General features: G+C 71.4%; 24 protein-coding genes and 2 pseudogenes. 15 read left to right on the top strand and 11 right to left on the bottom strand.

All coding sequences use genetic code 11. The annotated features are described in order from the left end of the window. Positions 1–24: 24 nt before the first annotated feature. The 4 genes from ACIHCM_RS13460 to ACIHCM_RS13445 form a co-directional block, all read right to left on the bottom strand. Positions 25–1,098: an acyl-CoA dehydrogenase family protein gene (locus ACIHCM_RS13460; RefSeq protein ID WP_399893869.1), complete on the bottom strand. Its 1,074-nt coding sequence runs from the start codon at positions 1,096–1,098 to the stop codon at positions 25–27. Beyond that, positions 1,095–2,276 carry an acyl-CoA dehydrogenase family protein gene (locus ACIHCM_RS13455; RefSeq protein WP_399893866.1) on the bottom strand — a complete coding sequence of 394 codons (1,182 nt, stop codon included), beginning with the start codon at positions 2,274–2,276 and terminating at the stop codon, positions 1,095–1,097. The genes ACIHCM_RS13460 and ACIHCM_RS13455 overlap by 4 nt, the downstream gene beginning before the upstream one ends. Next, on the bottom strand, positions 2,273–3,244 hold the full coding sequence (locus ACIHCM_RS13450) for an NADPH:quinone oxidoreductase family protein (RefSeq protein WP_399893863.1): 972 nt from the start codon (positions 3,242–3,244) through the stop codon (positions 2,273–2,275). The genes ACIHCM_RS13455 and ACIHCM_RS13450 overlap by 4 nt, the downstream gene beginning before the upstream one ends. A 122-nt stretch (positions 3,245–3,366) precedes the next feature. Continuing rightward, entirely contained in the window at positions 3,367–3,939 is a 573-nt protein-coding gene (locus ACIHCM_RS13445) for a helix-turn-helix domain-containing protein (RefSeq protein WP_399893860.1), read from the bottom strand. A 78-nt stretch (positions 3,940–4,017) separates the two neighbouring features. Between ACIHCM_RS13445 and ACIHCM_RS13440 the strand changes: the two genes are divergently transcribed. The 8 genes from ACIHCM_RS13440 to ACIHCM_RS13405 all read left to right on the top strand — a co-directional run bounded on the left by ACIHCM_RS13440 (position 4,018) and on the right by ACIHCM_RS13405 (position 10,709). Continuing rightward, positions 4,018–4,959: an NAD(P)/FAD-dependent oxidoreductase gene (locus tag ACIHCM_RS13440; protein ID WP_399893857.1), complete on the top strand. Its 942-nt coding sequence runs from the start codon at positions 4,018–4,020 to the stop codon at positions 4,957–4,959. A 28-nt stretch (positions 4,960–4,987) separates the two neighbouring features. Beyond that, positions 4,988–6,526, top strand: coding sequence for an ATP-dependent DNA ligase (locus ACIHCM_RS13435; RefSeq protein WP_399893854.1), 1,539 nt, complete (start codon positions 4,988–4,990; stop codon positions 6,524–6,526). Beyond that, positions 6,523–6,993 (top strand): NUDIX domain-containing protein, encoded by a 471-nt coding sequence (locus ACIHCM_RS13430; RefSeq protein WP_399893851.1) that lies wholly within the window; start codon positions 6,523–6,525, stop codon positions 6,991–6,993. Before ACIHCM_RS13435 ends, ACIHCM_RS13430 begins: the two co-directional genes overlap by 4 nt. Before the next feature lie 70 nt (positions 6,994–7,063). Beyond that, positions 7,064–8,449: an NADP-dependent succinic semialdehyde dehydrogenase gene (locus tag ACIHCM_RS13425; protein WP_399893848.1), complete on the top strand. Its 1,386-nt coding sequence runs from the start codon at positions 7,064–7,066 to the stop codon at positions 8,447–8,449. A gap of 25 nt (positions 8,450–8,474) precedes the next feature. Further along, a complete protein-coding gene (locus tag ACIHCM_RS13420) occupies positions 8,475–8,711 on the top strand; it encodes a DUF6213 family protein (protein WP_393113363.1) in 237 nt (78 codons plus the stop codon). A 186-nt stretch (positions 8,712–8,897) separates the two neighbouring features. After that, positions 8,898–9,956, top strand: coding sequence for a type III polyketide synthase (locus ACIHCM_RS13415; protein ID WP_399893845.1), 1,059 nt, complete (start codon positions 8,898–8,900; stop codon positions 9,954–9,956). 93 nt (positions 9,957–10,049) lie between these two features. Continuing rightward, positions 10,050–10,175 carry a hypothetical protein gene (locus ACIHCM_RS13410; RefSeq protein ID WP_399893842.1) on the top strand — a complete coding sequence of 42 codons (126 nt, stop codon included), beginning with the start codon at positions 10,050–10,052 and terminating at the stop codon, positions 10,173–10,175. Between the two features lie 12 nt (positions 10,176–10,187). Further along, positions 10,188–10,709, top strand: coding sequence for a cupin domain-containing protein (locus ACIHCM_RS13405; RefSeq protein WP_399893839.1), 522 nt, complete (start codon positions 10,188–10,190; stop codon positions 10,707–10,709). On the opposite strand, the pseudogene ACIHCM_RS13400 reads toward ACIHCM_RS13405, so the two are convergent. Continuing rightward, positions 10,706–10,810 (bottom strand): annotated as a pseudogene (locus ACIHCM_RS13400) (acyl-CoA dehydrogenase family protein); the annotation flags it as partial. The gene ACIHCM_RS13405 and the pseudogene ACIHCM_RS13400 overlap by 4 nt on opposite strands. 320 nt (positions 10,811–11,130) lie before the next feature. Beyond that, positions 11,131–11,618: pseudogene (locus tag ACIHCM_RS13395) on the bottom strand (Ku protein); the annotation flags it as partial. Positions 11,619–11,752: 134 nt separating this feature from the next. Here ACIHCM_RS13395 and ACIHCM_RS13390 point away from each other — a divergent pair. Further along, positions 11,753–12,040, top strand: a complete 288-nt coding sequence (locus tag ACIHCM_RS13390; RefSeq protein ID WP_399893836.1) for a hypothetical protein — start codon at positions 11,753–11,755, stop codon at positions 12,038–12,040. A gap of 320 nt (positions 12,041–12,360) precedes the next feature. Here the strand turns inward: ACIHCM_RS13390 and ACIHCM_RS13385 are convergent, their stop codons facing one another. Beyond that, positions 12,361–12,645 carry a hypothetical protein gene (locus ACIHCM_RS13385; protein ID WP_399893833.1) on the bottom strand — a complete coding sequence of 95 codons (285 nt, stop codon included), beginning with the start codon at positions 12,643–12,645 and terminating at the stop codon, positions 12,361–12,363. Positions 12,646–13,112: 467 nt separating this feature from the next. After that, positions 13,113–14,339: an acyl-CoA dehydrogenase family protein gene (locus tag ACIHCM_RS13380; RefSeq protein ID WP_399893830.1), complete on the bottom strand. Its 1,227-nt coding sequence runs from the start codon at positions 14,337–14,339 to the stop codon at positions 13,113–13,115. A gap of 168 nt (positions 14,340–14,507) precedes the next feature. Here ACIHCM_RS13380 and ACIHCM_RS13375 point away from each other — a divergent pair, with 168 nt between their 5' ends. Beyond that, positions 14,508–15,149: a TetR family transcriptional regulator gene (locus ACIHCM_RS13375; protein ID WP_399893826.1), complete on the top strand. Its 642-nt coding sequence runs from the start codon at positions 14,508–14,510 to the stop codon at positions 15,147–15,149. Between the two features lie 62 nt (positions 15,150–15,211). On the opposite strand, the gene def is transcribed toward ACIHCM_RS13375, so the two are convergent. After that, positions 15,212–15,751, bottom strand: coding sequence for a peptide deformylase (def, locus tag ACIHCM_RS13370; RefSeq protein WP_399893823.1), 540 nt, complete (start codon positions 15,749–15,751; stop codon positions 15,212–15,214). A 156-nt stretch (positions 15,752–15,907) separates the two neighbouring features. On the opposite strand from def, the gene ACIHCM_RS13365 reads away from it, so the two are divergent. From ACIHCM_RS13365 to ACIHCM_RS13345, 5 genes are all read left to right on the top strand, one after another. Continuing rightward, a complete protein-coding gene (locus ACIHCM_RS13365) occupies positions 15,908–17,146 on the top strand; it encodes a MurT ligase domain-containing protein (protein ID WP_399893820.1) in 1,239 nt (412 codons plus the stop codon). Positions 17,147–17,166: 20 nt separating this feature from the next. Next, positions 17,167–17,898: a type 1 glutamine amidotransferase gene (locus tag ACIHCM_RS13360; protein WP_399893817.1), complete on the top strand. Its 732-nt coding sequence runs from the start codon at positions 17,167–17,169 to the stop codon at positions 17,896–17,898. A 186-nt stretch (positions 17,899–18,084) separates the two neighbouring features. Further along, a complete protein-coding gene (locus ACIHCM_RS13355; RefSeq protein WP_399893814.1) occupies positions 18,085–19,110 on the top strand; it encodes a 6-phosphofructokinase in 1,026 nt (341 codons plus the stop codon). A gap of 117 nt (positions 19,111–19,227) precedes the next feature. Beyond that, on the top strand, positions 19,228–20,178 hold the full coding sequence (locus ACIHCM_RS13350; RefSeq protein WP_399893811.1) for a cytochrome c oxidase assembly protein: 951 nt from the start codon (positions 19,228–19,230) through the stop codon (positions 20,176–20,178). Between the two features lie 375 nt (positions 20,179–20,553). After that, positions 20,554–20,724: a hypothetical protein gene (locus ACIHCM_RS13345; RefSeq protein WP_141310231.1), complete on the top strand. Its 171-nt coding sequence runs from the start codon at positions 20,554–20,556 to the stop codon at positions 20,722–20,724. 9 nt (positions 20,725–20,733) lie between these two features. Here the strand turns inward: ACIHCM_RS13345 and ACIHCM_RS13340 are convergent, their stop codons facing one another. Both ACIHCM_RS13340 and ACIHCM_RS13335 read right to left on the bottom strand, forming a co-directional pair. Then, a complete protein-coding gene (locus ACIHCM_RS13340) occupies positions 20,734–21,939 on the bottom strand; it encodes a sensor histidine kinase (protein ID WP_399893807.1) in 1,206 nt (401 codons plus the stop codon). Between the two features lie 52 nt (positions 21,940–21,991). Further along, positions 21,992–23,704, bottom strand: a complete 1,713-nt coding sequence (locus ACIHCM_RS13335; RefSeq protein ID WP_399893804.1) for a cation acetate symporter — start codon at positions 23,702–23,704, stop codon at positions 21,992–21,994. Positions 23,705–23,711 lie beyond the last annotated feature (7 nt).

Raw genomic sequence — 23,711 nt, 5'->3', positions numbered from 1 at the left:
TCGCCGGCTCTTTCCCGGTGTCCGTCAGGGGGCTTGAAGGTCCACCAGCTCCGCCAGCGCCGCCCGGTGGGCGCCCGCGGTGCCGTACGCCAGGGAGTCCGCCTTGGCCCGCTTCAGATACAGGTGTGCCGGGTGCTCCCAGGTCATTCCGATGCCGCCGTGCAGCTGCAGCGCCTCTTCGGCGGCGCGCACGGCCACGTGTGCCGCGTATGCCTGGGCCACCGCCACGGACACGTCGACGTCCTCACCGGTCGCCAGCGCGTCCGCCGCGGCGCGTGCCGCGGCCCGCAGATGGACGACCTCCAGCCACCGCTGGGCGAGCCGGTGCTTGAGCGCCTGGAACCCGCCGACGGGCCGGTTGAACTGCTTGCGCTCCTTGAGGTAGCGGACGGTCTCGGTCAGCGCCCAGTCGGAGAGCCCGAGTTGCTCGGAGGCGAGCAGTCCGGCGCCGGTCCGCAGGGCACGCCGGACGGCCGGCTCGGCGTCTGCGAGGCGACGGCCCGCGACACCGTTCAGCGCGACGGTCGCGAGGGGCCGGGTGAGGTCGAGGGAGATCTGCGGAGTGACCGTGACGGCCGAGGCGTCGACCGCGTACAGACCGCCGTCGTCCGCGGGCACCAGCAGCAGATCGGCACCCGCGGCGTCGGCGATGCCCGTCAACTCGCCGTGCAGAGTGCCGTCTTCGACCCGTACGGTGGCGAAGGCGACACCGGGAGCGGTGTGCAGGGCGACGGCGAGCGCGCCGACCAGCGTCGCGGACGCCAGCTGCGTGAGCAGGTCGTCGGCTCCGCACTCCAGCAGCGCCTCCGTCGCGACGACCGCACTCGTCAGATACGGCACGGGCGCGACCGCTCGCCCGAGTTCCTCCAGGACGACGGCGGCCTCCCGGTGCGAGGCGCCCTGGCCGTCGAGCTCCTGCGGGATCAGCAGACCCGCGAGAGCCATTCCGTCGGTGAGCGTCTTCCACAGCGAGACGTCGTGCGGCGTGTCCGACTCGGTGCGCGCGATCACCCCGGCCGGGTCGAGGCGGTCGGCGAGCAGGTCCCGCACCGCCGACCGCAGGGCCTCTTCCTCCTCGGAGTAGAGAAGATCGGTCATCGGGCCAGGTCCTTCCAGGCGACGTCCTTGTCGGTACGGGGCTCGGCGGGCAGTCCGAGGACACGTTCGGCGACGATGTTCAGCAGCACCTCGCTGGTCCCGCCCTCGATGCTGTTGCCCTTGGAGCGGAGATAGCGGTATCCGGCGTCACGGCCGGTGAAGTCCACCAGCTCGGGACGGCGCATGGTCCAGTCGTCGTACAGCAGCCCCTCCTCGCCGAGGAGTTCGACCTCCAGGCCGCTGATCTCCTGGTTGAGGCGGGCGAAGGCGAGCTTCATGCCGGAGCCCTCGGGGCCCGGCTGTCCCGCGACGAGCTGCTGCCGCAACCGTTCACCGGTGAGCCGGGCCACCTCCGCCTCCGTCCAGAGGGTGAGGAGCCGCTGGTGGAGATCGTGGGTGCGCAGTTCAGGGCGCTCGCGCCAGGTCCTGGAGACCGGGCCGATCATGCCGCCCTCACGAGGCAGTCGCATGCCGCCGATGGAGACGCGCTCGTTCATGAGGGTGGTCTGCGCGACGCGCCAGCCGTCGCCGATCTCACCGAGGCGGCGCGTGTCCGGAATCCGGACGTCCGTCAGGAACACCTCGTTGAACTCGGCCTCGCCGGTGATCTGGCGCAGCGGCCGCACCTCGACACCGGGGTCGGTCATGTCGCAGATGAAGTACGTGATGCCCTGGTGCTTGGGCACGTCCGGGTCGGTGCGGGCGATGAGGATGGCCCAGCGGGCGGCGTGCGCGCTGGACGTCCACACCTTCTGCCCGTTGACGACCCAGCCGTCGCCCTCACGCACCGCCCGGGTGCCGAGCGCGGCGAGGTCGGATCCGGCGCCGGGCTCGCTGAACAGCTGGCACCAGACCTCCTCCCCCAGCCACAGGGGCCGCAGATACCGCTGTTTCTGCTCGTCGGTGCCGTACTGGAGAATCGTGGGCGCGGCCATGCCCAGGCCGATGCCGATCCGCCGCGGGTCGTTGTCCGGCGCGCCCGCGGCCTCCAGCTCGGCGTCCACGACGGCCTGGAGCGCGCGGGGGGCACCGAGTCCGCCGAGGCCCTCGGGGTAGTGCACCCAGGCGAGCCCGGCGTCGAAGCGGGCCCTCAGAAAGCCGGCGGGGTCCGTGACCGCGGGTGGCTGCGCGGCCAGCAGCTCCCGGGTGCGTCGGCGCAGTTCGGCTGCGTCGGTCATGCGGTGGCTCCGTTCCCCAGGACGACGGCGACCCGGCCCGTGGTGACCCCGTCGGCGACCCGCTGCACGGCGGCCGCGGCTGCGCCCAGCTCCACCCGCTCACTCACCAGGGGCTTGATCGCGCCCCGGGCGGCCAGCTCGGTGAGCTGCTCGTGGCAGTGCTGGACCAGCTTCGGGTTCTTGGTGTTGTACAGGCCCCAGTGCAGTCCGAGGACCGAGTAGTTCTTCACGAGTGCGTGGTTGAGCGCGGGGCTCGGGATCGTGCCGCTCGCGAAGCCCACGACCACGATCCGGCCCTCGAAGGCGACCGTCTTGGCGGACTGGGTGTACGCGTCACCGCCCACGGGGTCGTAGATCACGTCGGCGCCCCGGCCTCCGGTGGCCTCCTTCACCGCCGCGACGACGTCGTCGGCCCGCCGGTCGATCACGACGTCGCAGCCCAGCTCACGGGCGACGGCGGCCTTCCCGGCGCCGCCGACGACGCCGATGACCGTCGCTCCGGCCGCCTTACCGAGCTGGACGGCCGCGCTGCCGACCCCGCCCGCGGCGGCGTGGACGAGCAGGGTCTCGCCGGCCTCCAGCCGGGCCCGCCGGTGCAGGCCGAACCAGCCGGTCTGGTAGCCGATGTGCAGGGCGGCGGCCTCCGCGTCGTCCAGGGCGGCGGGCGCGGGCAGCAGGGCGGCGGCGTCGGCGACGGCGTACTCGGCGAAACCGCCGTGGGGCAGCGCCGGGTTGGCGATGACGCGGCGGCCGTCCTCGGTCTCGCCGCAGATCTCCACGCCGGGCGTGAAGGGCAGCGGGGGCCGGACCTGGTACTGCCCCCGGCACAGCAGGGCATCGGGGAAGTTGATGTTCGCGGCGCGCACCTTCAGCAGGACCTGGCCGTCGCCCGGAGTGGGCGCCGGGACGTCGCCGAGGCGCATCACCTCGCTCGGCTCGCCGTTCTCGTGCACCTGCCATGCCTGCATGCGGGGCCTCCACGGGGGACTGCGTCGTCTGACCGGGTCCACCGCATACTAAGCGGTCGCTTGCCGCGCTGGGAACAGTCGGGTAGGTCACGCTGCCCCGGCAGCACGGGAACCCCGTGGCGTCACGCCTGTTTCGGCCGCGCCCGTACGTGCATCCGCTCCCCCTGCGGCCCGAACAGGCTCAGGAACTCCACCGGCCCCTCCCCCGTCGACCCGAACCAGTGCGGCACCCGGGTGTCGAACTCGGCCGCCTCCCCCGCCGTGAGCACCACGTCGTGCTCGCCCAGCACCAGCCGCAGCCGCCCGGACAGCACATACAGCCACTCGTACCCCTCATGGGTCCTCGGCTCCGGTTCGAGGGTGCGCTGCGGCTCCAGCACCTTGAACGCCTGGAGCCCGCCCGGCTGACGGGTGAGCGGCCAGTGGACGCGCCCGTACCTCTCGATCGGCTGGGACCGCACCCGTGGATCGCCGACGGCGGGCGCGCCGACCAGTTCGTCCAGCGGCACCTGATGGGCCTGCGCGATCGGCAGCAGCAGCTCCAGGCTGGGCTTGCGCAGGCCGGACTCCAGCCGGGAGAGCGTGCTCACCGAGATGCCGGTCACCTCCGACAGACCGGACAGCGTCACCTCCCGCTCCTTGCGGATCCGCCGCAGCCGCGGCCCCACCCCTGCCAGGACATCGTCGGTCGTCATGCCGCCATTGCAGATTCGGCAAACACATTTGTCAATCCCGCAGCGGGCGCGCGACCGTCTGGCGTGGAGGTGGTCACCATGACCGGAACAACCGGGTCCTACGAAGTGGTCGTCATCGGCGGCGGCGCGGCAGGCCTGTCCGCCGCGCTCGTCCTGGGCAGGGCCAGGCGCCGCACCCTCGTCGTCGACGCGGGCGAGCCGCGCAACGCGCCCGCCGCGCACATGCAGGGCTATCTGTCGCGGGACGGCATGTCGCCCGCCGAGTTCCTCGCGACCGGCAGGGAGGAGATCGCGCGCTACGGAGTGGAGCTGGTCCGGGACCGGGCGGCGGACGTCACCCGGGGCGAGGACGACTTCGCGGTGGAACTGGCGAGCGGCCGGACGGTGCGCGCCCGGCGCCTGGTCGTCACCACCGGCCTCACGGACGAACTGCCGGACGTACCCGGCGTCGCCGAGCGGTTCGGCCGGGACGTCCTGCACTGCCCGTACTGCCATGGCTGGGAGGTCCGCGACCAGGCGTTCGGCGTCCTCGCCACCGGTCCGCAGAGCGTGCACCAGGCGCTGATCGTCACCCAGTGGTCGAAGGACGTGACGTTCTTCCTGCACCGGCTCGCCGAGCGGGACCTCTTGGACGACGACCTGCGCCGGCTGGCCGCGGCCGGGGTCAAGGTGGTGCCCGGCGCGGTCGAGGGGCTGGTCGTCGGCGACGACCGGCTCACCGGGGTGCGGCTGGCGGACGGCACGGTCCACGACCGGGAGGTGGTGTTCACCGCGCCCCGGGCCGTACCGCAGACCGGCCTGCTGCAACGGCTGGGCGCCGAGCTGAACGAGACGCCGTTCGGCGCGTACGCCGCGGTGGACGCGACCGGGCAGACGACGGTGCCGGGCGTGTGGGCCGCGGGCAACGCCACCGGCTTCGCCGAGCAGGTCGTGAACGCGGCGAGCGGCGGGTACCGCGCGGGCGCCACGATCAACGGGGAGCTGCTGATGTCCGACCTCGACGCGGCCGTCCAGGTGTAGGCCCCCGTCCCCGGTGCACCATGACTGCATGCTGCTGACCCGGCTCGCCGACGTGTCCCGGGAGGTCGCCGCCACCTCGGCGCGGTCCCGCAAGATCGCCCTGCTCGCCGAGCTCTTCGGGGAGGCCGAGCCGGGCGACGTGCCGGTGGTCATCCCTTACCTCGCGGGCCGGCTGCCGCAGGGCCGGCTCGGCATCGGCTGGAAGGTGCTCGGCCGCCAGGTGGAGCCGGCCGCCGGTCCGAGCCTGACCGTGCGCGAGGTGGACGCCCGCCTCACCGCACTCCGCGAGGTCACCGGCACCGGCTCCCAGGCGGAGCGGTCCCGCCTGGTCGGCGAGCTGATGGGCGCCGCCACCGAGGACGAGCAGCGCTTTCTGACCGGCCTGCTCACGGGGGAGGTCCGGCAGGGCGCGCTGGAGGCGGTCGCGGTCGAGGGGCTGGCGCAGGCGACCGGGGCGCCCGCCACGGACGTGCGGCGGGCGGTGATGCTGGCCGGGTCGCTGCAGGACGTCGCCCAGGCGCTGCTCGCCGACGGACCCGGGGCCCTGGACCGTTTCCGCCTGACCGTGGGCCGCCCGGTGCTGCCGATGCTCGCGCACACCGCGTCCTCGGTGACCGAGGCGATCGGCAAGCTCGGCGCCTGCGCCGTCGAGGAGAAACTGGACGGCATCCGCGTCCAGGTCCACCGCGACGGCGACGACGTACGCCTCTACACCCGCACCCTCGACGACATCACCGACCGGCTGCCCGAGCTGACCTCCGCCGCGCGGGAGCTGCGCGGGGAGCGGTTCGTGCTGGACGGCGAGGTGATCGCCTTCGACGAGGAGGGCCGGCCGCGCTCGTTCCAGGAGACGGCGGGCCGGGTCGGCTCGCGGGTGGACGTGGCCACGGCAGCCAGGGCGGTCCCGGTCTCCCCCGTCTTCTTCGACGCGCTGTCCGTGGACGGCCGCGATCTGCTGGACCTGCCGTTCGCGGAGCGGCACGCGGAGCTGGCCCGGCTGGTTCCCGAGCCGATGCGGGTACGGCGGACCGTGGTCTCGGGCCCCGGCGACGTGCCCGGCGCCGCGTCCTTCCTCGCCGAGACCCTGCGGCGCGGTCACGAGGGCGTCGTGATCAAGGCACTGGACGCGCCCTACAGCGCGGGGCGGCGCGGCGCGTCCTGGCTGAAGGTCAAACCCGTGCACACCCTCGACCTGGTGGTCCTGGCCGCCGAGTGGGGTCACGGCCGCCGCACCGGCAAGCTCTCCAACCTGCATCTGGGCGCCCGCACGGGCGACGGCGGCTTCGCGATGCTCGGCAAGACGTTCAAGGGCATGACCGACGCCATGCTGGCCTGGCAGACCGAGCGGCTCCAGGATCTGGCCGTCGGCTCCGAGGGCTATGTGGTGACCGTACGGCCCGAACTCGTCGTCGAGATCGCCTATGACGGCCTGCAGCGGTCCACCCGCTACCCGGCCGGCGTCACCCTCCGCTTCGCCCGTGTGCTCCGCTACCGCGAGGACAAGCGGCCGGAGGACGCCGACACCGTGGAGACGGTGCTGGCCGCGCATCCGGAGGTCCGGCCGTGAGGTCACGGCACAGCGCGGGCCTGCTGCTGTTCCGGCTCACCGACGGCGGCCTGGAGGTGCTCCTCGGCCACATGGGCGGGCCGTACTGGTCCCGGCGGGACGCGGGCGCCTGGACAGTGCCGAAGGGCGAGTACGACCCCGAGGAGCCCGCGTGGGACGCGGCCCGCCGGGAGTTCCAGGAGGAGCTCGGGCTGCCGCCGCCGGACGGCGAGGCCGTGCCTCTCGGGGAGGTCCGGCAGACCAACGGCAAGACCGTCACGGCCTGGGCGGTGGAGGCCGACCTCGATCCCGGTTCCGTCGACCCCGGCACCTTCACGATGGAGTGGCCGCCGAAGTCGGGACGCACCCAGGAGTTCCCCGAGCTGGACCGGGTCGCGTGGTTCGGCCTGGACCGGGCCCGCGAGGTGATCGTCAAGGCGCAGTCCGCGTTTCTGGACAGGCTGGCGGAGCACTCGTTGCGAGGATGACCCGCACGCGTTGCGGCGCCCACCGCCGCGCGGGAAGGTCGAAGCACAGTCGCTCCCCAGGAGGTCAGCCATGCCCATCGCGACGGTGAATCCGGCGAACGGCGAGACGATCAAGACGTACGAGGCCATGGGCGCCGAGGAGATCGAGCGCCGGATCCAGCTCGCCGAGGCCACGTTCCGCACCTACCGGGAGAGCGGCTTCGCCGACCGCGCGCGGCTGCTGAACCGGGCGGCGGATCTGCTGGAGGAGAACCAGCAGGACATCGCCCGCGTCCTGACCACCGAGATGGGCAAGCCGGTCAAGCAGGCCCGCGCCGAGGCCGCGAAGTGCGCCAAGGCGATGCGCTGGTACGCCGCGAACGCCGAGCGCCTGCTCGCCGACGAGGAACCCGCCCGGTCCGACGTCGAGGACTCCGGCGCCTCCCGCGTCCGGGTCCGCTACCGGCCGCTCGGGCCGGTCCTCGCGGTGATGCCGTGGAACTTCCCGCTGTGGCAGGTGATCCGCTTCGCGGCGCCCGCGCTGATGGCGGGCAACGTCGGCCTGCTCAAGCACGCCTCGAACGTGCCCCAGACGGCCCTCTACCTGGAGGACCTGTTCCACCGGGCGGGCTTCACCGAGGGCTGCTTCCAGACCCTGCTCATCGGCTCCGCCGCGGTCGACGAGATCCTGCGCGACGAGCGGGTCCGGGCGGCGACCCTGACCGGCAGCGAGCCCGCGGGCCGGGCGGTGGCCTCCACCTCCGGGGAAATGATCAAGAAGACGGTGCTGGAGCTGGGCGGCAGCGACCCGTTCCTCGTGATGCCCTCGGCCGACATCGACCGGGCTGCCCAGGTCGCGGTGACGGCCCGGGTGCAGAACAACGGGCAGTCGTGCATCGCCGCCAAACGGTTCATCGTGCACACGGACGTCTACGACGCCTTCGCGGAGCGCTTCACCGAGGGCATGAAGGCGCTGAAGGTCGGCGACCCGATGGCGGAGGAGACGGAGGTCGGCCCACTGGCCAGCGAGCAGGGCAGGGCCGATCTGGAGGAGCTGGTGGACGACGCCAGGCGCAGCGGTGCGACGGTGCTGTGCGGCGGTGAGCGGCCCGAGGGCGACGGCTGGTACTACCCGCCGACGATCCTCGCCGGCATCACCCGCGAGATGCGCATCCACCGCGAGGAGGCGTTCGGGCCGGTCGCCACGCTGTACCGGGCGGGTGACCTGGACGAGGCGGTGCTGATCGCCAACGACTCGCCGTTCGGGCTGAGTTCCAACGTCTGGACGCGCGAGGAGTCCGATGTCGACAGGTTCGTCCGGGACCTGGAGGCGGGCGGTGTCTACGTCAACGGGATGACCGCGTCCCACCCGGCGTTCCCGTTCGGGGGTGTGAAGCGGTCCGGGTACGGGCGTGAGCTGTCCGGGCACGGAATCCGCGAGTTCTGCAACATCACGACCGTATGGCACGGAGCGTGAGGGTTGCAGGGCTACGATCCCCTTTGTGAACCGCGAAGTGACCCTGCCTCTGATCGTCGACGACCGCGGTACCTTGCAGGTGGCCGCGTCCGACGTGAGCAAGCTGCTCCGCACGGTGGGCGGCAGGTGGCTGCGTCTCGTCGAGGCCGGGCAGGAGGGTCTGGACGAGGACACCGTGGCGACGCTGACCATCGAGCTGGCCAAGCTGGCCGACCGGATCGACGTGGCCTGCATCGCGCACAGCAGCGGAGCCGGGTCGTAGCACCGATTTCCTGCGCCTTTCGTGGGCCGCGGGGGTCCGGAACCGAAATCCGTCATCGCCTGTACGGAGTAATCCGGCGAGAGATCGTGGCGCTCCCGGGTGATCGTGGGTTTACACCTTCTCGGAGGTGAACCCCCTTCTGACCGGGGCTCAAGAGCTTCCGGACGGCGAAAGCAGGCACGGTTCATGGCGACTTTGTGCAGACCCTCGGTGTCCGTTCCAGAACACGTGATCACGATGGAAGAGACGCTGGAGCTGGCACGCTCCCGCCACGCGGACCATCCCCAACTTCCGCTGGCCCTCCGGCTGATCGAGAACACCGGCGTGCGCACCCGGCACATCGTGCAGCCGATCGAGGAAACCCTCAAGCATCCCGGCTTCGAGGCGCGCAACAAGATCTACGAGTCCGAGGCCAAGGCCCGGGTCCCGGCGGTCGTGCAGCGGGCCCTCGACGACGCGGAACTCCTCACCAGCGACATCGACGTGATCATCTACGTGTCGTGCACGGGCTTCATGATGCCCTCGCTCACGGCCTGGCTGATCAACGAGATGGACTTCTCCAGCACCACCCGCCAGATACCCATAGCCCAGCTGGGCTGTGCGGCCGGCGGCGCGGCGATCAACCGGGCCCATGACTTCTGCATGGCCTACCCGGAGTGCAACGTGCTGATCGTGGCCTGCGAGTTCTGCTCGCTGTGCTACCAGCCCACCGACATCGGCGTCGGATCACTGCTGTCCAACGGCCTGTTCGGCGACGGCGTGGCCGCCGCCGTGGTCCGCGGCCGCGGCGGCACCGGTGTGAAGCTGGAACGCAACGGGTCGTACCTGATCCCCAAGACCGAGGACTGGATCTCGTACGACGTGCGGGCCACCGGTTTCCACTTCCTGCTGGACAAGCGGGTGCCCGGCACCATGGAGCCGCTCGCACCGGCCCTGCACGAACTGGCGGGCGCACACGGCTGGGACGCCTCCGACCTGGACTTCTACATCATCCACGCCGGCGGTCCCCGCATCCTGGACGACCTGAGCAAGTTCCTCCAGGTCGAGCCGCACGCCTTCCGGTTCAGCCGGGCCACCCTCACCGAGTACGGCAACATCGCGAGCGCCGTCGTCCTGGACGCGCTGCGCAGGCTGTTCGACGAGGGCGGCGCGGAGCACCGGGCGCGCGGGCTGCTGGCCGGGTTCGGGCCCGGCATCACCGCGGAGATGTCCGTGGGGCGCTGGCAGATCGACGAGCCGGCGTGACATGAGCCAGAAGGCTCACCGCGGCCGCGCCCCTGGCTGCCCGACAGGGAGCGCTGGGCGTGGCCGGTGACCCGCCGCGGCGAAGTGCGGAGCGTGAGCGACGGCCCGCGGTCCAGCCGCGAGGCGGTCCTGGACCGGCCGGCGGTACCACCCGAGGAAGTGCCCTTCAGCAAGGGCATGTTGATCCGCAGGCCCGAGGCCCTGCCCGTGACCTGGTGAGGTGAGCACATCGTGACCGCGACCGAGGGACTGCTGGTACCGCCGGGCCACGGCCGGATCGTCCAGACACCGGCCCAGCACGTCACGTTCAAGGTGACCGGCACGCACTCACGGATGGCGTCCACCTTCGAGGTGATCGTCCCTCCAGGGTTCGACGTCGGTGCCCATGTGCACACCCGCAGCGAGGAGTTGTTCTACGTCCTGGAGGGCGAGCTGGACGTGCTCGCCTTCGAGCCGCGCGTCCGGACCCCCGACAACTGGCAGAAGTGGGAGTCCGGTTCGGGCAACCGGGTGGTCCGGGCGACCCCGGGCACGGTCATCGTCGTGCCACCCGGCTGCCCGCACGCGTTCGCGAACCCGACGGAGAGCCCGGCCAAGATGTTCTTCCAGGCGTCCCCGCCGCCGGACCACGAGCGGTACTTCGAGGAACTGCTGGAGATCCTGCGCGACGGCGGTCCACCGGACCACGCGGCGATCGAGGCGCTCCGGGCGAGGTACGACATCGAGCAGCTGACGCCGCTCAGGCACCGTTAGCGGATCGGCATCCCCGAGACCGTCCGTGCGATCACCAGGCGCTGGATCTCACTGGTCCCCTCGAAGATCGTGTAGATCGCGGCGTCCCGGTGCATGGCCTGCTGTTCGGCGGCATCGGACCTGCGCTGCCCGGCATTCGGTCAGCGTTGCCCGGGGTTCGCTGGGTGTTTCCCCGGGGTTCCGTCTGCATGATCATCTCCCAAAATGTCTCCCAGAAACGAGCGCACCCCCAGCTCGGGAGCTGGGGGTGCGCTTGTGCCGACTCCCACAACGGGGGGGCGCCCTCAGCGTGGGGTCGGCACTCCTTTATCCCTCGCAGAGGTACGGCGGGCCATCGCGGCGGCCGAGCAGCGAGAGCAGGAGCGCCGCCCCGGTGAGGAGCGCCGGCCGCTACCGCCGGACTGGCTGATCGAGCAGTCCCTGGCAGCAGCTCGGCGGGGTCGCGGATCTCGTCGGGCCAGCGCATCGCATGCAGGACGATCACGTCGTCGTGGATCCGGAGCAGGCCCAGCCCCCCCCCGCCCGGACCACGCGTACTTTGCGACGGCCACCTTCGACGCCCGGCAGAGGGCCTGCACCAGCAGCTTGTACGGCTTGGCCGCGACAGGCTGCGCCGGCGCCGGGTGGTAGCCCTCGCCGATCCGGATCGGGTCGACCGTGTCGAGCGGCACGAACGCCACGATCTCGATCCCTTCGCCGTCGGCAGCGGCAGCTGGCTCAGCTCCTCGTCGGAGATGGGGATGACCTGCGTCTTGGTCAGCTCGTACCCTTTGCCGATCTCGTCGCTGCGGACCTCGCGGTCCTCGATCTCGCAGTACTTGCGGTAGCGGACCAGGTGGCCGACTGAACGTTGACCGGCACGGTGACGAGACCGAAGCTGATGGCGCCTGACCAGATGGTTCGGGGCATGGGAGACCTCCGCAGTAGCCCCGAGCACTGCCCGCCTACGAACGCCACGCCGCAAATGCATCCATAGAGAATGAATAGGGCGAGCCGTCTGTGGATACTCCGGCCCCTGACCCGCACAGAACGGAGACCACCCAATGATCATCAAGAAACTCCACGACATGGGCATCCGCAGCGAGCACGCCTACATGGCCGCCCTCGGCAGCATCGGCGCTTCCGTCATCGCCTGGGTCACCAGCCTCAAAGCCGAACCCGTCGGCGGCCTCGCCCGAGCCGACCGGTGGGGCATCTTCGTCGGCGAATGGGCGCCCACCTTCTTCGGTCTCGGCCTCGCCCTCTCACACTACGAGCAGCAAGAGGGCACCCTCACGACCAGCGTCCGCGACCTCTGGGTAGAGAAGGCGCAGGAACGCCACGGCGGCTGACAGCGCGAGCGTCCGCCTTCCCGGAAGCTGAGGGCGGACGCTCTGAGGTTGGCCGTCGCGCGACGGGGCCGGGGCGGTCTTCGATGGCGAGCTTGCCGAAGACCTGCTCGCTCATCCCGGCCACCGAGTGAAAATGTCTCCACTTTCAGGGTATCGGTTCAGCGGTATCAGTCCGGTACCGCTTACATGGATTCACTATCGTGAACCCTCGTCCGGGATGAGCCAGCCGGCCCCTCAGGCCGCGTTGCGCCGTTCGGCCAACGGCAGCCGCCGCTGTGAGCGCGGCGAAGGCACGCGTCGAGCGGCGGGCCTTGGTCGTGTCAGGGCTGGTCTCGCTGCTCCTTGCGCCGGCGGTGCTCGTCGCGCTCGGCTTGCTGGTCGGCGAGTTCGCCAAGGGGGTCGCGCACTCGGATCAGTTCCCAGTACAGGTAGGGGCTCGCTCCCGCGAACGGGATCCAGTCGGGCCAGCCCAGGATGTCGACGGGGAGCCAGATCAGGAAGGCCAGGATGAGGAACTTGGCGACGGTCTCGCCCATGTAGGTCGGGCTGCGTGCGACGAGGACATACTGGTCCCTGCCGTGGATCCACCTCAGGCAAGATCTCATGGCTCCCCCCTCGGGTTGCGGGTGGGCATCATGCCGCAGACCGGGCGGCCAGCGGCAGCCGGAGTGCTCACTCTGTCCGTACTGCTCCCCGCCGTCGGGGCAGTTGACGCCCGCGGTGTCGAAGGTGACACGGAGGGTGCGCCCGCAGTGGCAGGCGACGCCGGCCTTTCGGGGCGCGCTTTCCCCGGTGACGAGGGCCGGGCCTGCCCGGTGATCTGCGCCGGCGATGGAGTTGGCGATCGCCGAGTACCTCCAGGGGTTGTGGGAGAACTCGTTGAAGGCCGTCGTGGATCGCCGGGAGTTCGGCCCGTGTCCCCCCTTCAAGCAGCCCCGGGTGAAACGATCTCCCCCTCGTCTCTCAGATCAAGTCCGATCTTGTTCTTGGCATGAGGCAGCGGCCCTCCCGGAAGTCCGGGAGGGCCGCTTTCGGCGGAACGATCTATGCGCGTCCTGCTGTGGGAACAGTCCTAACGGATCGGCATCCCCGAGACCGTCCGCGCGATCACCAGGCGCTGGATCTCACTGGTCCCCTCGAAGATCGTGTAGATCGCGGCGTCCCGGTGCATCCGCTCCACCGGGTACTCACGGGTGTATCCGTTGCCGCCCAGTATCTGGATCGCCTGAGCGGTGACCTGCTTCGCCGTCTCACTGGCGAACAGCTTGGACATGGACCCCTCGGCGGCCGTGAACGGCTTGCCGCTCACCGCCATCCAGGACGCCCGCCACACCAGCAGCCGCGCCGCGTCGATGGACGTGCGCATGTCCGCGAGCTGGAACGCCACGCCCTGGTTGTCGATGATCGGCCGGCCGAACTGCTCACGGGTCGTCGCGTAGTCCAGCGCCACCTCGTACGCGGCCCGGGCGGTGCCCACCGCCATCGCGCCGACGGCCGGGCGGGACGCCTCGAACGTGGCCATCGCCGCGTTCTTCACGCGCTCCCCGCCCTTGCGTGCCCGCTCACGGGCGCGCGCCAGCCGCTCGTCCAGCTTCTCCTTGCCCCCGAGCAGGCAGGAGCCGGGCACGCGGACGTTGTCGAGGATCACCTCGGCAGTGTGGGAGGCGCGGATGCCGTGCTTCTTGAACTTCTGGCCCTGGGACAGTCCCGGGGTGTCCGGCGGGACGATGAAGGAGGCGTGGCCCTTCGAGCCCAGCTCCGGGTCCACCACCGCGACGACCACATGGACGTTGGCGATGCCGCCGTTGGTCGCCCACGTCTTCGTGCCGTTGATGACCCACTCGTCCTTGGCCTCGTCGTACACCGCGCGGGTGCGCAGGGACGCCACGTCGGAGCCCGCGTCGGGCTCGGAGGAGCAGAACGCGGCGACCTTGACGTCGCTCGCGTCGCCGTACATCTGGGGGATCCAGGTGCCGATCTGCTCCTCGGTGCCGTTGGCCAGCACGCCCACCGCCGCGAGGCCGGTCCCGACGATCGACAGGGCGATGCCGGCGTCTCCCCAGAAGAGCTCCTCCATGGCCATCGGGATGCCGAGGCCGGTGGGGTCGAAGTACTGCTGTGCGTAGAAGTCGAGGGAGTAGATGCCGACCTTGGCGGCCTCCTGGATGACCGGCCAGGGAGTTTCCTCACGCTCGTCCCATTCGGCGGCCGCGGGGCGGATGACATCGGCGGCGAAGCCGTGCAGCCAGTCCCGGACCTCCTTCTGTTCGTCGTTGAGCTCCATGGTGAACTCGGCCATGTCCCCTCCAGCGGCGCACATGCATGTTACTTGCGGTAACGCAGTCTGTTACCGCTGGGTAGGCGAAGTCAACTCACGGTGGCTCCTCGGCAGCCCGTTCGAGGCTCTGGGGGTGTTGAGTGTTAGTTTGCGCAGGCGTCACCGATTCAGCACGGGTGGGGAGAGCACATGGACACCACGCAGCGGACCGAGCAGCAGCGGTCCGCCGACCGCCGACGGCGCGAGCTGCTGGAGGCCGCCGACCGCGTCGTGCTGCGGGACGGTCCGCAGGCGTCGATGAACGCCATCGCGGCGGAGGCGGGCATCACGAAGCCGATCCTCTACCGCCACTTCGGCGACAAGGGCGGGCTGTACGCGGCGCTGGCCAAGCGGCACACCGACGCGCTGCTCGACTCGCTGCGGGCGGCGCTCGACGCTCCGGCGGAGCGGCGCGAGCGGGTGGAGGCCACCCTCGACACCTACCTCGCGGCGATCGAGGCGCGGCCTCAGGTGTACCGCTTCCTGATGCACCCGGCGGAGGGGTCACCGGGAGACCAGGGCTTCGACGTGGGCAAGCACTCGGCGCCGCTGCTGCGGCGGATGGGTGAGGAGCTGGCCCAGGTGATCGAGGAGCGGCTGGATCTCGGGCCGGAGAGCCAGCGGCTGGCCCGGGTCTGGGGACACGGGATCGTCGGGATGATGCATGCCGCCGGGGACTGGTGGCTGGGGGAACGGCCCTGTTCACGGACCGAGTTGGTGCGCTGTCTGGCCGATCTGCTGTGGGGCCGGCTCGCTGCCGCGGGGGACCGGGTCGGGGGTCCCGGCTTCTGACGGCCGGGCGCCGGGAGCGGGGAGCTGTCGCGCGGCCCCCGCGGCCCCTGACGGACGCCGCCTCACCGGTGCCATGAGGCCCGGGCCACTTGCCGCATCAGGCGTCCGTGGCGCCGGCCCCGGACCCGGTCCGCGTACACCGTGCCGTCCAGATGGTCGCACTCGTGCTGCAGACAGCGGGCGAAGAAGCCGGTGCCGTGGATCGTGACCGGGTCGCCCGTCATCGTGACGCCCTCCACCACCGCATGGTCGTGGCGCTCCGTGCCCGCCTCCAGGCCCGGCAGGGACAGACAGCCCTCCGGGCCACGGATCACCACACCGTCCGCCGTGACCAGGCGTGGGTTGACCACATGCCCCAGGTGCCGTACGTCATCGTCGTCGGGGCAGTCGAAGACGAAGACCCGCAGCGGCTCGCCGACCTGGTTCGCGGCCAGGCCGACGCCCTGGGCGGCGTACATCGTCGCGAACAAGTCCTCCACGAGGCGGGAGAGTTCGGGGCCGAAATCGGTGACTTCCGTGCAGGGTGTGTGCAGGACCGGGTCGCCGAGCAGGGTGAGGGGCCGGACACGCCCGTGAGCGCCCGGGATGGAGCCTTGTCGCATGCCGGCAAGGGTACGGTCCTCGCTGGCGCGCTCCCCGCGCGCGGGGATCGTGACGGTGCCGCGATTCGGGCAGGTGAGTGGATCTCGATAGGCTGAGGCGTCACCACGTTGCCGGATGCTACGGCGCGGCGCGTACGCAAGGAGGATCGAGAACTGATGGCAGGCAACTCGGACCCGCTCTCGCCGCGGGCCAAGCTGGCCGTGACCGCGGGCAAGGCGGTCGCCGCGGCATCCCGCGCGGCGGGACGCGGCAGCGGTTCGGTGATCGGTGGCCGGGTGGCCCTCAAACTCGATCCCGACCTCCTGGCCCGGCTCGCCCAGAACCTGGACGTGATCCTGGTGTCGGCGACCAACGGCAAGACCACCACGACGCGGCTGATCGCCGAGGCGCTGCGCGCGGCGGGCCCCGTGGTGTCCAACGCGCTCGGCGCCAACATGCCCGCCGGCATCACCTCGGCGCTGGCAGGCGGCTCGGACGCCAAGTTCGGCGTCATCGAGGTCGACGAGAAGTACCTGGCCGGTGTGGCCCGGGACACCGACCCGAAGTGCATCGCGCTGCTGAACCTCTCCCGCGACCAGCTCGACCGTGCCGCCGAGACCCGGATGCTCGCCGAGAACTGGCGCGAGGGGCTCGCCGGCACCAAGGCCGTGGTCGTCGCCAACGCGGACGATCCGCTGGTGGTGTGGGCGGCGTCGTCCTCCCCCAATGTGATCTGGGTCGCGGCCGGGCAGATGTGGAAGGACGACGCCTGGTCCTGCCCGTCCTGCGGCGGTGTGATGCGCCGCCCCGGCGACGACTGGTTCTGCGGCGAGTGCGGCTTCCGCCGTCCCACCCCGAGCTGGGCGCTCTCCGGCGACCACGTCCTCGACCCGCACGGCTCCGCCTGGCCGATCCACCTCCAGCTGCCGGGCCGCGCCAACAAGGCCAACGCCACCTCCTCGGCCGCCGTCGCCGCCGTGTTCGGGGTGCCGCCGCAGGTCGCCCTCGAGCGGATGTACCAGGTGCAGGCGGTGGCCGGGCGGTACGACGTGGTGCAGTTCATGCAGCGCGACCTGCGGCTGCTGCTCGCCAAGAACCCGGCCGGGTGGCTGGAGACGTTCTCCCTCATCGACCCGCCCCCGACCCCGGTGATCCTGTCCGTGAACGCGCGCGGCGCCGACGGCACGGACACCTCGTGGCTCTGGGACGTCGACTACACGCGGCTGACCGGCCACCCGATCTTCGTCATCGGTGACCGCAAGCTCGACCTCGCGGTGCGGCTGGAGGTGGCGAACCAGCACTTCCAGGTCTGCGAGAACCTCGACGAGGCGGTGCAGAAGGCCCCGCCGGGCCGGATCGAGGTCATCGCCAACTACACCGCGTTCCAGGACCTGCGCCGCCGCGTCGGCAACTGACAAGACTTCAGGGGACTTTCGTGAGCGACAACCAACTGCGGGTCGTCTGGATCTACCCGGACCTGCTCAGCACGTACGGCGACCAGGGCAACGTCCTGGTCGTGGAGCGCCGGGCCCGGCAGCGGGGCCTGGACGTGGCCCGGCTGGACGTGCGCAGCGACCAGCCCATCCCGACGTCCGGCGACATCTACCTGATCGGCGGCGGCGAGGACCGGCCGCAGCGGCTCGCGGCCGAGCGGCTGCGCCGGGACGGCGGTCTGCACCGGGCCGTGGGGAACGGGGCGATCGTGTTCTCCGTGTGCGCCGGGTACCAGATCCTCGGGCACGAGTTCATCAACGACCTCGGTCAGCGTGAGCCCGGCCTCGGCCTGCTCGACGTGGTCTCGACGCGGGGCGAGGGCGAGCGGTGCGTCGGTGACGTGCTCGGCGACATCGACCAGCGGCTGGGCCTGCCCCCGCTGACCGGCTTCGAGAACCACCAGGGCATCACCCACCTCGGCCCCACGGCCCGCCCGCTCGCGCGGGTGCGGTTCGGCAACGGCAACGGCACGGGCGACGGCACGGAGGGCGCGTACAACGACACCGTCTTCGGCACCTACATGCACGGCCCGGTGCTGGCCCGGAACCCGCAGATCGCCGATCTGCTGCTGAAGCTGGCGCTCGACGTCAACGCGCTGCCGCCGACCGACGACCACTGGTACGAGGCGCTGCGGGACGAGCGCATCGCGGCGGCGCAGCAGCAGCCCGCCTGAGGCGTTCCGGCACGGTTTCAGCACCGCTCGGCAAGCCCGTCTGACGGGGCGTCCGCACAGGTGAGCGCGGTCGTCCAGCAGTCGGACGCACGGTTCGGTCCCGCCCCCCTGTGCCGCTAGGGTGGCGGGGATCGAGCCGGACAGCGTGGTCCGGACCCGGCCCACGTCGAGAAGGTATTACGGGCTATGCGCATTGGTGTCCTCACCTCCGGCGGCGACTGCCCCGGTCTGAACGCCGTCATCCGGTCCGTCGTGCACCGCGCCGTCGTCGACCACGGCGACGAGGTCATCGGGTTCCGGGACGGCTGGAAGGGCCTCCTGGAGTGCGACTACCTCAAGCTCGACCTCGACGCGGTGGGCGGCATCCTCGCCCGCGGCGGTACGATCCTCGGCTCCTCCCGGGTCCGTCCCGAACATCTGCGGGACGGCGTGGAGCGGGCCCGGGGGCACGTGCGGGAGCTCGGCCTCGACGCCATCATCCCGATCGGCGGTGAGGGCACCCTGAAGGCGGCCCGGCTGCTGTCGGACAGCGGGCTGCCCATCGTGGGCGTGCCGAAGACGATCGACAACGACATCGCCGTGACCGACGTGACGTTCGGCTTCGACACCGCCGTGACCGTCGCGACCGAGGCGCTGGACCGGCTCAAGACCACCGCCGAGTCCCACCAGCGGGTGCTGATCGTGGAGGTCATGGGCCGGCACACCGGGTGGATCGCCCTGCACTCGGGCATGGCCGCGGGCGCCCACGCCATCGTCGTACCGGAGCGGCCGTTCGACATCGACGAGCTGACCGCGAAGGTCGGCGAGCGGTTCGAGGCGGGCAAGCGGTTCGCGATCGTCGTCGTGGCGGAGGGCGCGAAGCCGCGGCCCGGCAGCATGGCGTTCGACGAGGGCGGCAAGGACGTCTACGGGCACGAGAGGTTCGCGGGGGTCGCGCGGCAGCTTTCCGTCGAGTTGGAGAACCGGCTCGGGAAGGAAGCGCGGCCGGTCATCCTCGGGCATGTGCAGCGCGGTGGTACGCCGACCGCCTACGACCGGGTGCTCGCCACGCGGTTCGGGTGGCATGCGGTTCAGGCCGCGCACCGGGGCGAGTTCGGGAAGATGACCGCGCTGAACGGGACGGACATCGTGATGGTGCCGCTGGCGGAGGCCGTGGAGACGCTGAAGACGGTGCCGTCGGACCGGTACGCCGAGGCGGAGTGCGTGCTGTAGCGGTCCTGCGGGTGCCGGTCGGCATCCGGCACTGCCCCCGGTCGCAGGCGCGGCCGGGGGCAGTTCTAGTCTTGGGGCGGACAGACAGCACAACCCGTACGAAACAGGAGCCGTCGCATGGATCACAGCGGGCACGGCATGACCATGGACTTGCCGCCGTTCACGCTGGGGCGAGGGCTTCAGTGGTCGGCGGAGCCGTTCTTCCTGGTGGCCTGCCTGCTGGGGCTCGCGCTGTACGGGTGGGGTGTCGTCCGGCTGCGGCGGCGCGGCGACGGGTGGCCGGTGGGGCGGACCGTGTCCTTCGCCGCCGGGGTGCTGTCCATCGGGATGATGATGTGCACCAAGCTGAACGACTACGGCATGGTCATGTTCAGCGTGCACATGGTGCAGCACATGGTGATCAGTATGCTGTCGCCGATCCTGATCCTGCTCGGTGCGCCGATCACGCTCGCGCTGCGGGCGCTGCCGCCGGCCGCCCGGGGCCACAAGGGGCCGCGGGAGCTGCTGCTGGCGCTGCTGCACAGCCGGTACATGCGGATCGTCACGCATCCCGTGTTCACGATCCCGCTGTTCATCGCGAGCCTGTACGCGCTGTACTTCACGCCGATCTTCGACTTCCTGATGGGCTCCAAGCCGGGGCACATCGCGATGATGGTGCACTTCCTCGCCACCGGCCTGGTGTTCTTCTGGCCGATCATCGGCGTGGACCCGGGGCCGCACCGGCCCGGCCACCTGATGCGGATGCTGGAGCTGTTCGCGGGCATGCCGTTCCACGCGTTCTTCGGTATCGCGCTGATGATGGCGTCGACGCCGATGGTCGGCACCTACGCCGACCCGCCCGCCTCGCTCGGCATCGACGCCCTCGCCGACCAGAACGCGGCCGGCGGCATCGCCTGGGCGTTCAGTGAGATCCCGTCCGTGCTGGTGCTGATCGCGCTGCTGTTCCAGTGGCACGCCTCGGAGCAGCGCCAGGCCCGGCGCAAGGACCGCGCGGCCGACCGGGACGGCGACAAGGAACTCGAGGATTACAACGCCTATTTGGCCGCACTGAACGCACGCACCCGCTGACCTCCAAGTACAGACCTCGGCCGCGGTGGCGAGGCGCGGCAGGCGTGCAGCGACGGGACCGCTGGACAGTGTCCGGAGCAGGGCGTTCGGCCGGCCTCATGCGAAGACTCAAGCGAAGACACGTGCGACGGACAGGCGCCCGGATTCACTCGGGTGGACCAACGGCTGATGCTCGTCGAGGCGCGGAGCCGGCCGGACGCGGGGTGCGCGCGGAGGGCGGCGCCGGACGACCACGGATTCGCCCCTTCCGGTCGCGAGTGCGTTCCTGGACGGGCGGGAGTCCTGGGAATTCCGGCACTCATTTCGCCGTCCGACCCGTCCGGAAGCAGAACGGGGGCACCATGGGAGGGAACGAACCATGAGGAGGGTGTCGCGATGCCCGGTTCTACGGACGGTTCCACGAAGGCGATGGGGGTGCTCACCGTCGGCGGCCTGGTCGTGGTCACCGCCTACACGGTGGCGCTCGGCAGCAACGGCTGGCTGTGGTTCGGCTGGGTCGTGCTGGGCCTGATAACCCTCGGGATGGTGGCCACCCGGAGCACCTGACGAGGACGGTCACTCGCGGGTGAGCCGCCCCGCGGAGTGCACCCCCGGCTGGTATTTCGGCAGCCGGGCGGTGACCTTCATCCCCGCGCCGGCGGCGGTCTCGATGACGAGGCCGTAGTCGTCGCCGTAGACCTGCCGCAACCGGTCGTCGACGTTGGACAGCCCGATGCCGCCCGACGGGCTGACCTCCCCGGCGAGGATGCGGCGCAGCAGGTCGGGGTCCATACCGGCGCCGTCGTCCTCGATCACCACGAGGGCCTCGGCGCCGGTGTCCTGGGCGGTGATGCTGATGTGGCACGTGTCGGCCTTGCCTTCGAGGCCGTGTTTGACGGCGTTCTCGACCAGCGGCTGGAGGCAGAGGAAGGGCAGGGCCACCGGCAGCACCTCGGGCGCGATCTGGAGCGTGACGGAGAGGCGGTCGCCGAAGCGGGCCCGGACGAGCGCCAGGTAGTGGTCGATGGCGTGGAGTTCGTCGGCGAGAGTGGTGAAGTCGCCGTGCCTGCGGAACGAGTAGCGGGTGAAGTCTGCGAACTCCAGGAGCAGTTCGCGTGCGCGCTCGGGGTCGGTGCGGACGAACGAGGCGATCACCGCGAGCGAGTTGAAGATGAAGTGCGGGGAGATCTGGGCGCGCAGGGCCTTGATCTCGGCCTCGATGAGGCGGGTGCGTGACTGGTCCAGGTCGGCGAGTTCGAGCTGCACGGAGACCCAGCGGGCCACCTCGCCGGCCGCCCTGACCAGGACGGCGGACTCGCGGGGCGCGCAGGCAACGAGGGCGCCGTGCACCCGGTCGTCGACGGTGAGCGGGGCGACCACCGCCCAGCGCAGGGTGCAGTCGGGGACGTCGCAGCTCAGGCGGAAGGCCTCGCCGCGGCCGGCTTCCAGGGGTCCGGTCAGGCGTTGCATGATCTCGGCGCGGTGGTGGGCGCCCACGCCGTCCCAGGCGAGGACGCGCGTGTCGTCGGTGAGGCACAGCGCGTCCGTACCGAGCAGGGAGCGCAGCCTGCGGGCGGATTTGCGGGCCGTCTCCCCGGTGAGGCCGGCCCGCAGCGGGGGCGCGGCGAGGGAAGCGGCGTGCAGGGTCTGGAAGGTGGCGTGCTCGACGGGAGTGCCGAGGCCACCGAGGCTCTCGGGGCGGGCCGTGCGCCGGCCCAGCCAGAAGCCCGCCGCGAGCAGCGGGAGCACGGCGACACAGAGCCCGGCGAGGAAACCGCTCATGCCGTCCCCTCCTTCGGCTTCCCGAGGCCTTTCGAACCGTGCGCGTGGCCGGTCATGCCTTCACCTCCGCCCGGACTTCCTCGGGCAGATGGATCCGCGCGAGGATCGCCGCCGTCCCCGGCGGGACCCGGCTCGCGGTCGCGAGCGACACCAGCACCATGGTGAGGAAGCCCAGCGGCACCGACCACAGCGCGGGCCAGGCGAGCAGCGCGTGCAACGGGCCGGGGCCGGGGAAGCCCGCCATGGTAGCGGCCACCGCCAGGAAGGCCGAACCGCCGCCGACCAGCATCCCGGCCGCCGCGCCGGGCGGGGTCAGCCGCCGCCACCAGATGCCGAGCACCAGCAGCGGGCAGAAGGACGACGCCGACACGGCGAAGGCCAGCCCCACCGCGTCCGCCACCGGCAGCCCTCCGACCAGCACGCTCGCCGCGAGGGGCGCCGCCATCGCCAGGACGGTGCCGAGCCGGAAGTGCCGCACGGCCCGTGTGGGCAGGACGTCCTGGGTCAGCACGCCCGCCACCGCCATGGTCAGCCCCGACGCCGTGGACAGGAAGGCGGCGAAAGCCCCGCCCGCGACCAGTGCGCCGAGCAGATCGCCGCCCACGCCGCCGATCATGCGCTCCGGAAGCAGCAGCACCGCCGCGTCCGCGTCACCGGTCAGGGTGAGTTCGGGGGCGTAGATGCGGCCGAGGGCGCCGTAGACCGGCGGCAGCAGGTAAAAGCCCCCGATCAGGGCGAGCACGGCGACCGTCGTCCGGCGGGCGGCGACGCCGTGCGGGCTGGTGTAGAAGCGGACGACGACGTGCGGCAGGCCCATGGTGCCGAGGAAGGTGGCGAGGATCAGTCCGTACGTGGCGTACAGCGGACGGTCCTCGCGGCTCTCCGCCCGTGACGGTGCCATTCCGCCGCCGCTCGCGGTGCCGGCCGTGGGGACGGGGGTCCCCCTGTCGAAGGTGAGGCGGGTGCCCTGGGCGACGCGGTGGGTACCGGCCGGGAGGTCAAGCCGCCGCTCCTCGTACTTCCGTCCGTCGACCGTGCCGCTGACCGTCACCGTCAGCGGGCTGTCGAGCCGCAGGTCGAGGGTGTCGTCGACGCGGACGGCACGTTGTTCGCGGAGGGCGGCCGGTTCGTCGAAGGCGTCGCGCGGTGCGCCGTCCCGCTGCCAGGCGAGGACGAGGAAGAGCGCGGGCACCAGCAGAGCGGTGAGCTTCAGCCAGTACTGGAAGGCCTGCACGAAGGTGATGCTGCGCATGCCTCCCGCCGCGACGATCGCGGTGACCACGACGGCGACGATGATCCCGCCCAGCCAGTCGGGCGCCCCGGTCAGGACGGTCAGCGTCAGGCCCGCGCCCTGGAGTTGGGGCAGCAGGTACAGCCAGCCGACGCCGACCACGAAGGCGCCCGCGAGCCGCCGTACCGCCGGGGAGGCGAGGCGGGCCTCGGCGAAGTCGGGCAGCGTGTAGGCGCCGGAGCGGCGGAGCGGGGCGGCGACGAACACGAGGAGGACGAGATAGCCGGCGGTGTAGCCGACCGGGTACCAGAGCATGTCCGGACCCTGGACGAGGACCAGGCCCGCGATGCCGAGGAAGGAGGCCGCCGAGAGGTACTCGCCGCTGATCGCGGCGGCGTTCAGACGGGGACCGACGGTGCGGGAGGCGACGTAGAAGTCGGAGGTGGTCCGGGATATGCGCAGGCCGAAGGCGCCGACGAGGACGGTGGCCAGGACGACGAGAGCGACGGCGGGGACGGCGTAACCGGAGTACAAGGGGCGT

Origin of the sequence: Streptomyces sp. NPDC052023, assembly GCF_044548465.1 — a bacterium.
In the GTDB taxonomy this organism is placed as follows: Bacteria; Actinomycetota; Actinomycetes; order Streptomycetales; family Streptomycetaceae; genus Streptomyces.
This window is presented reverse-complemented; position numbering and strand designations above follow the sequence as displayed.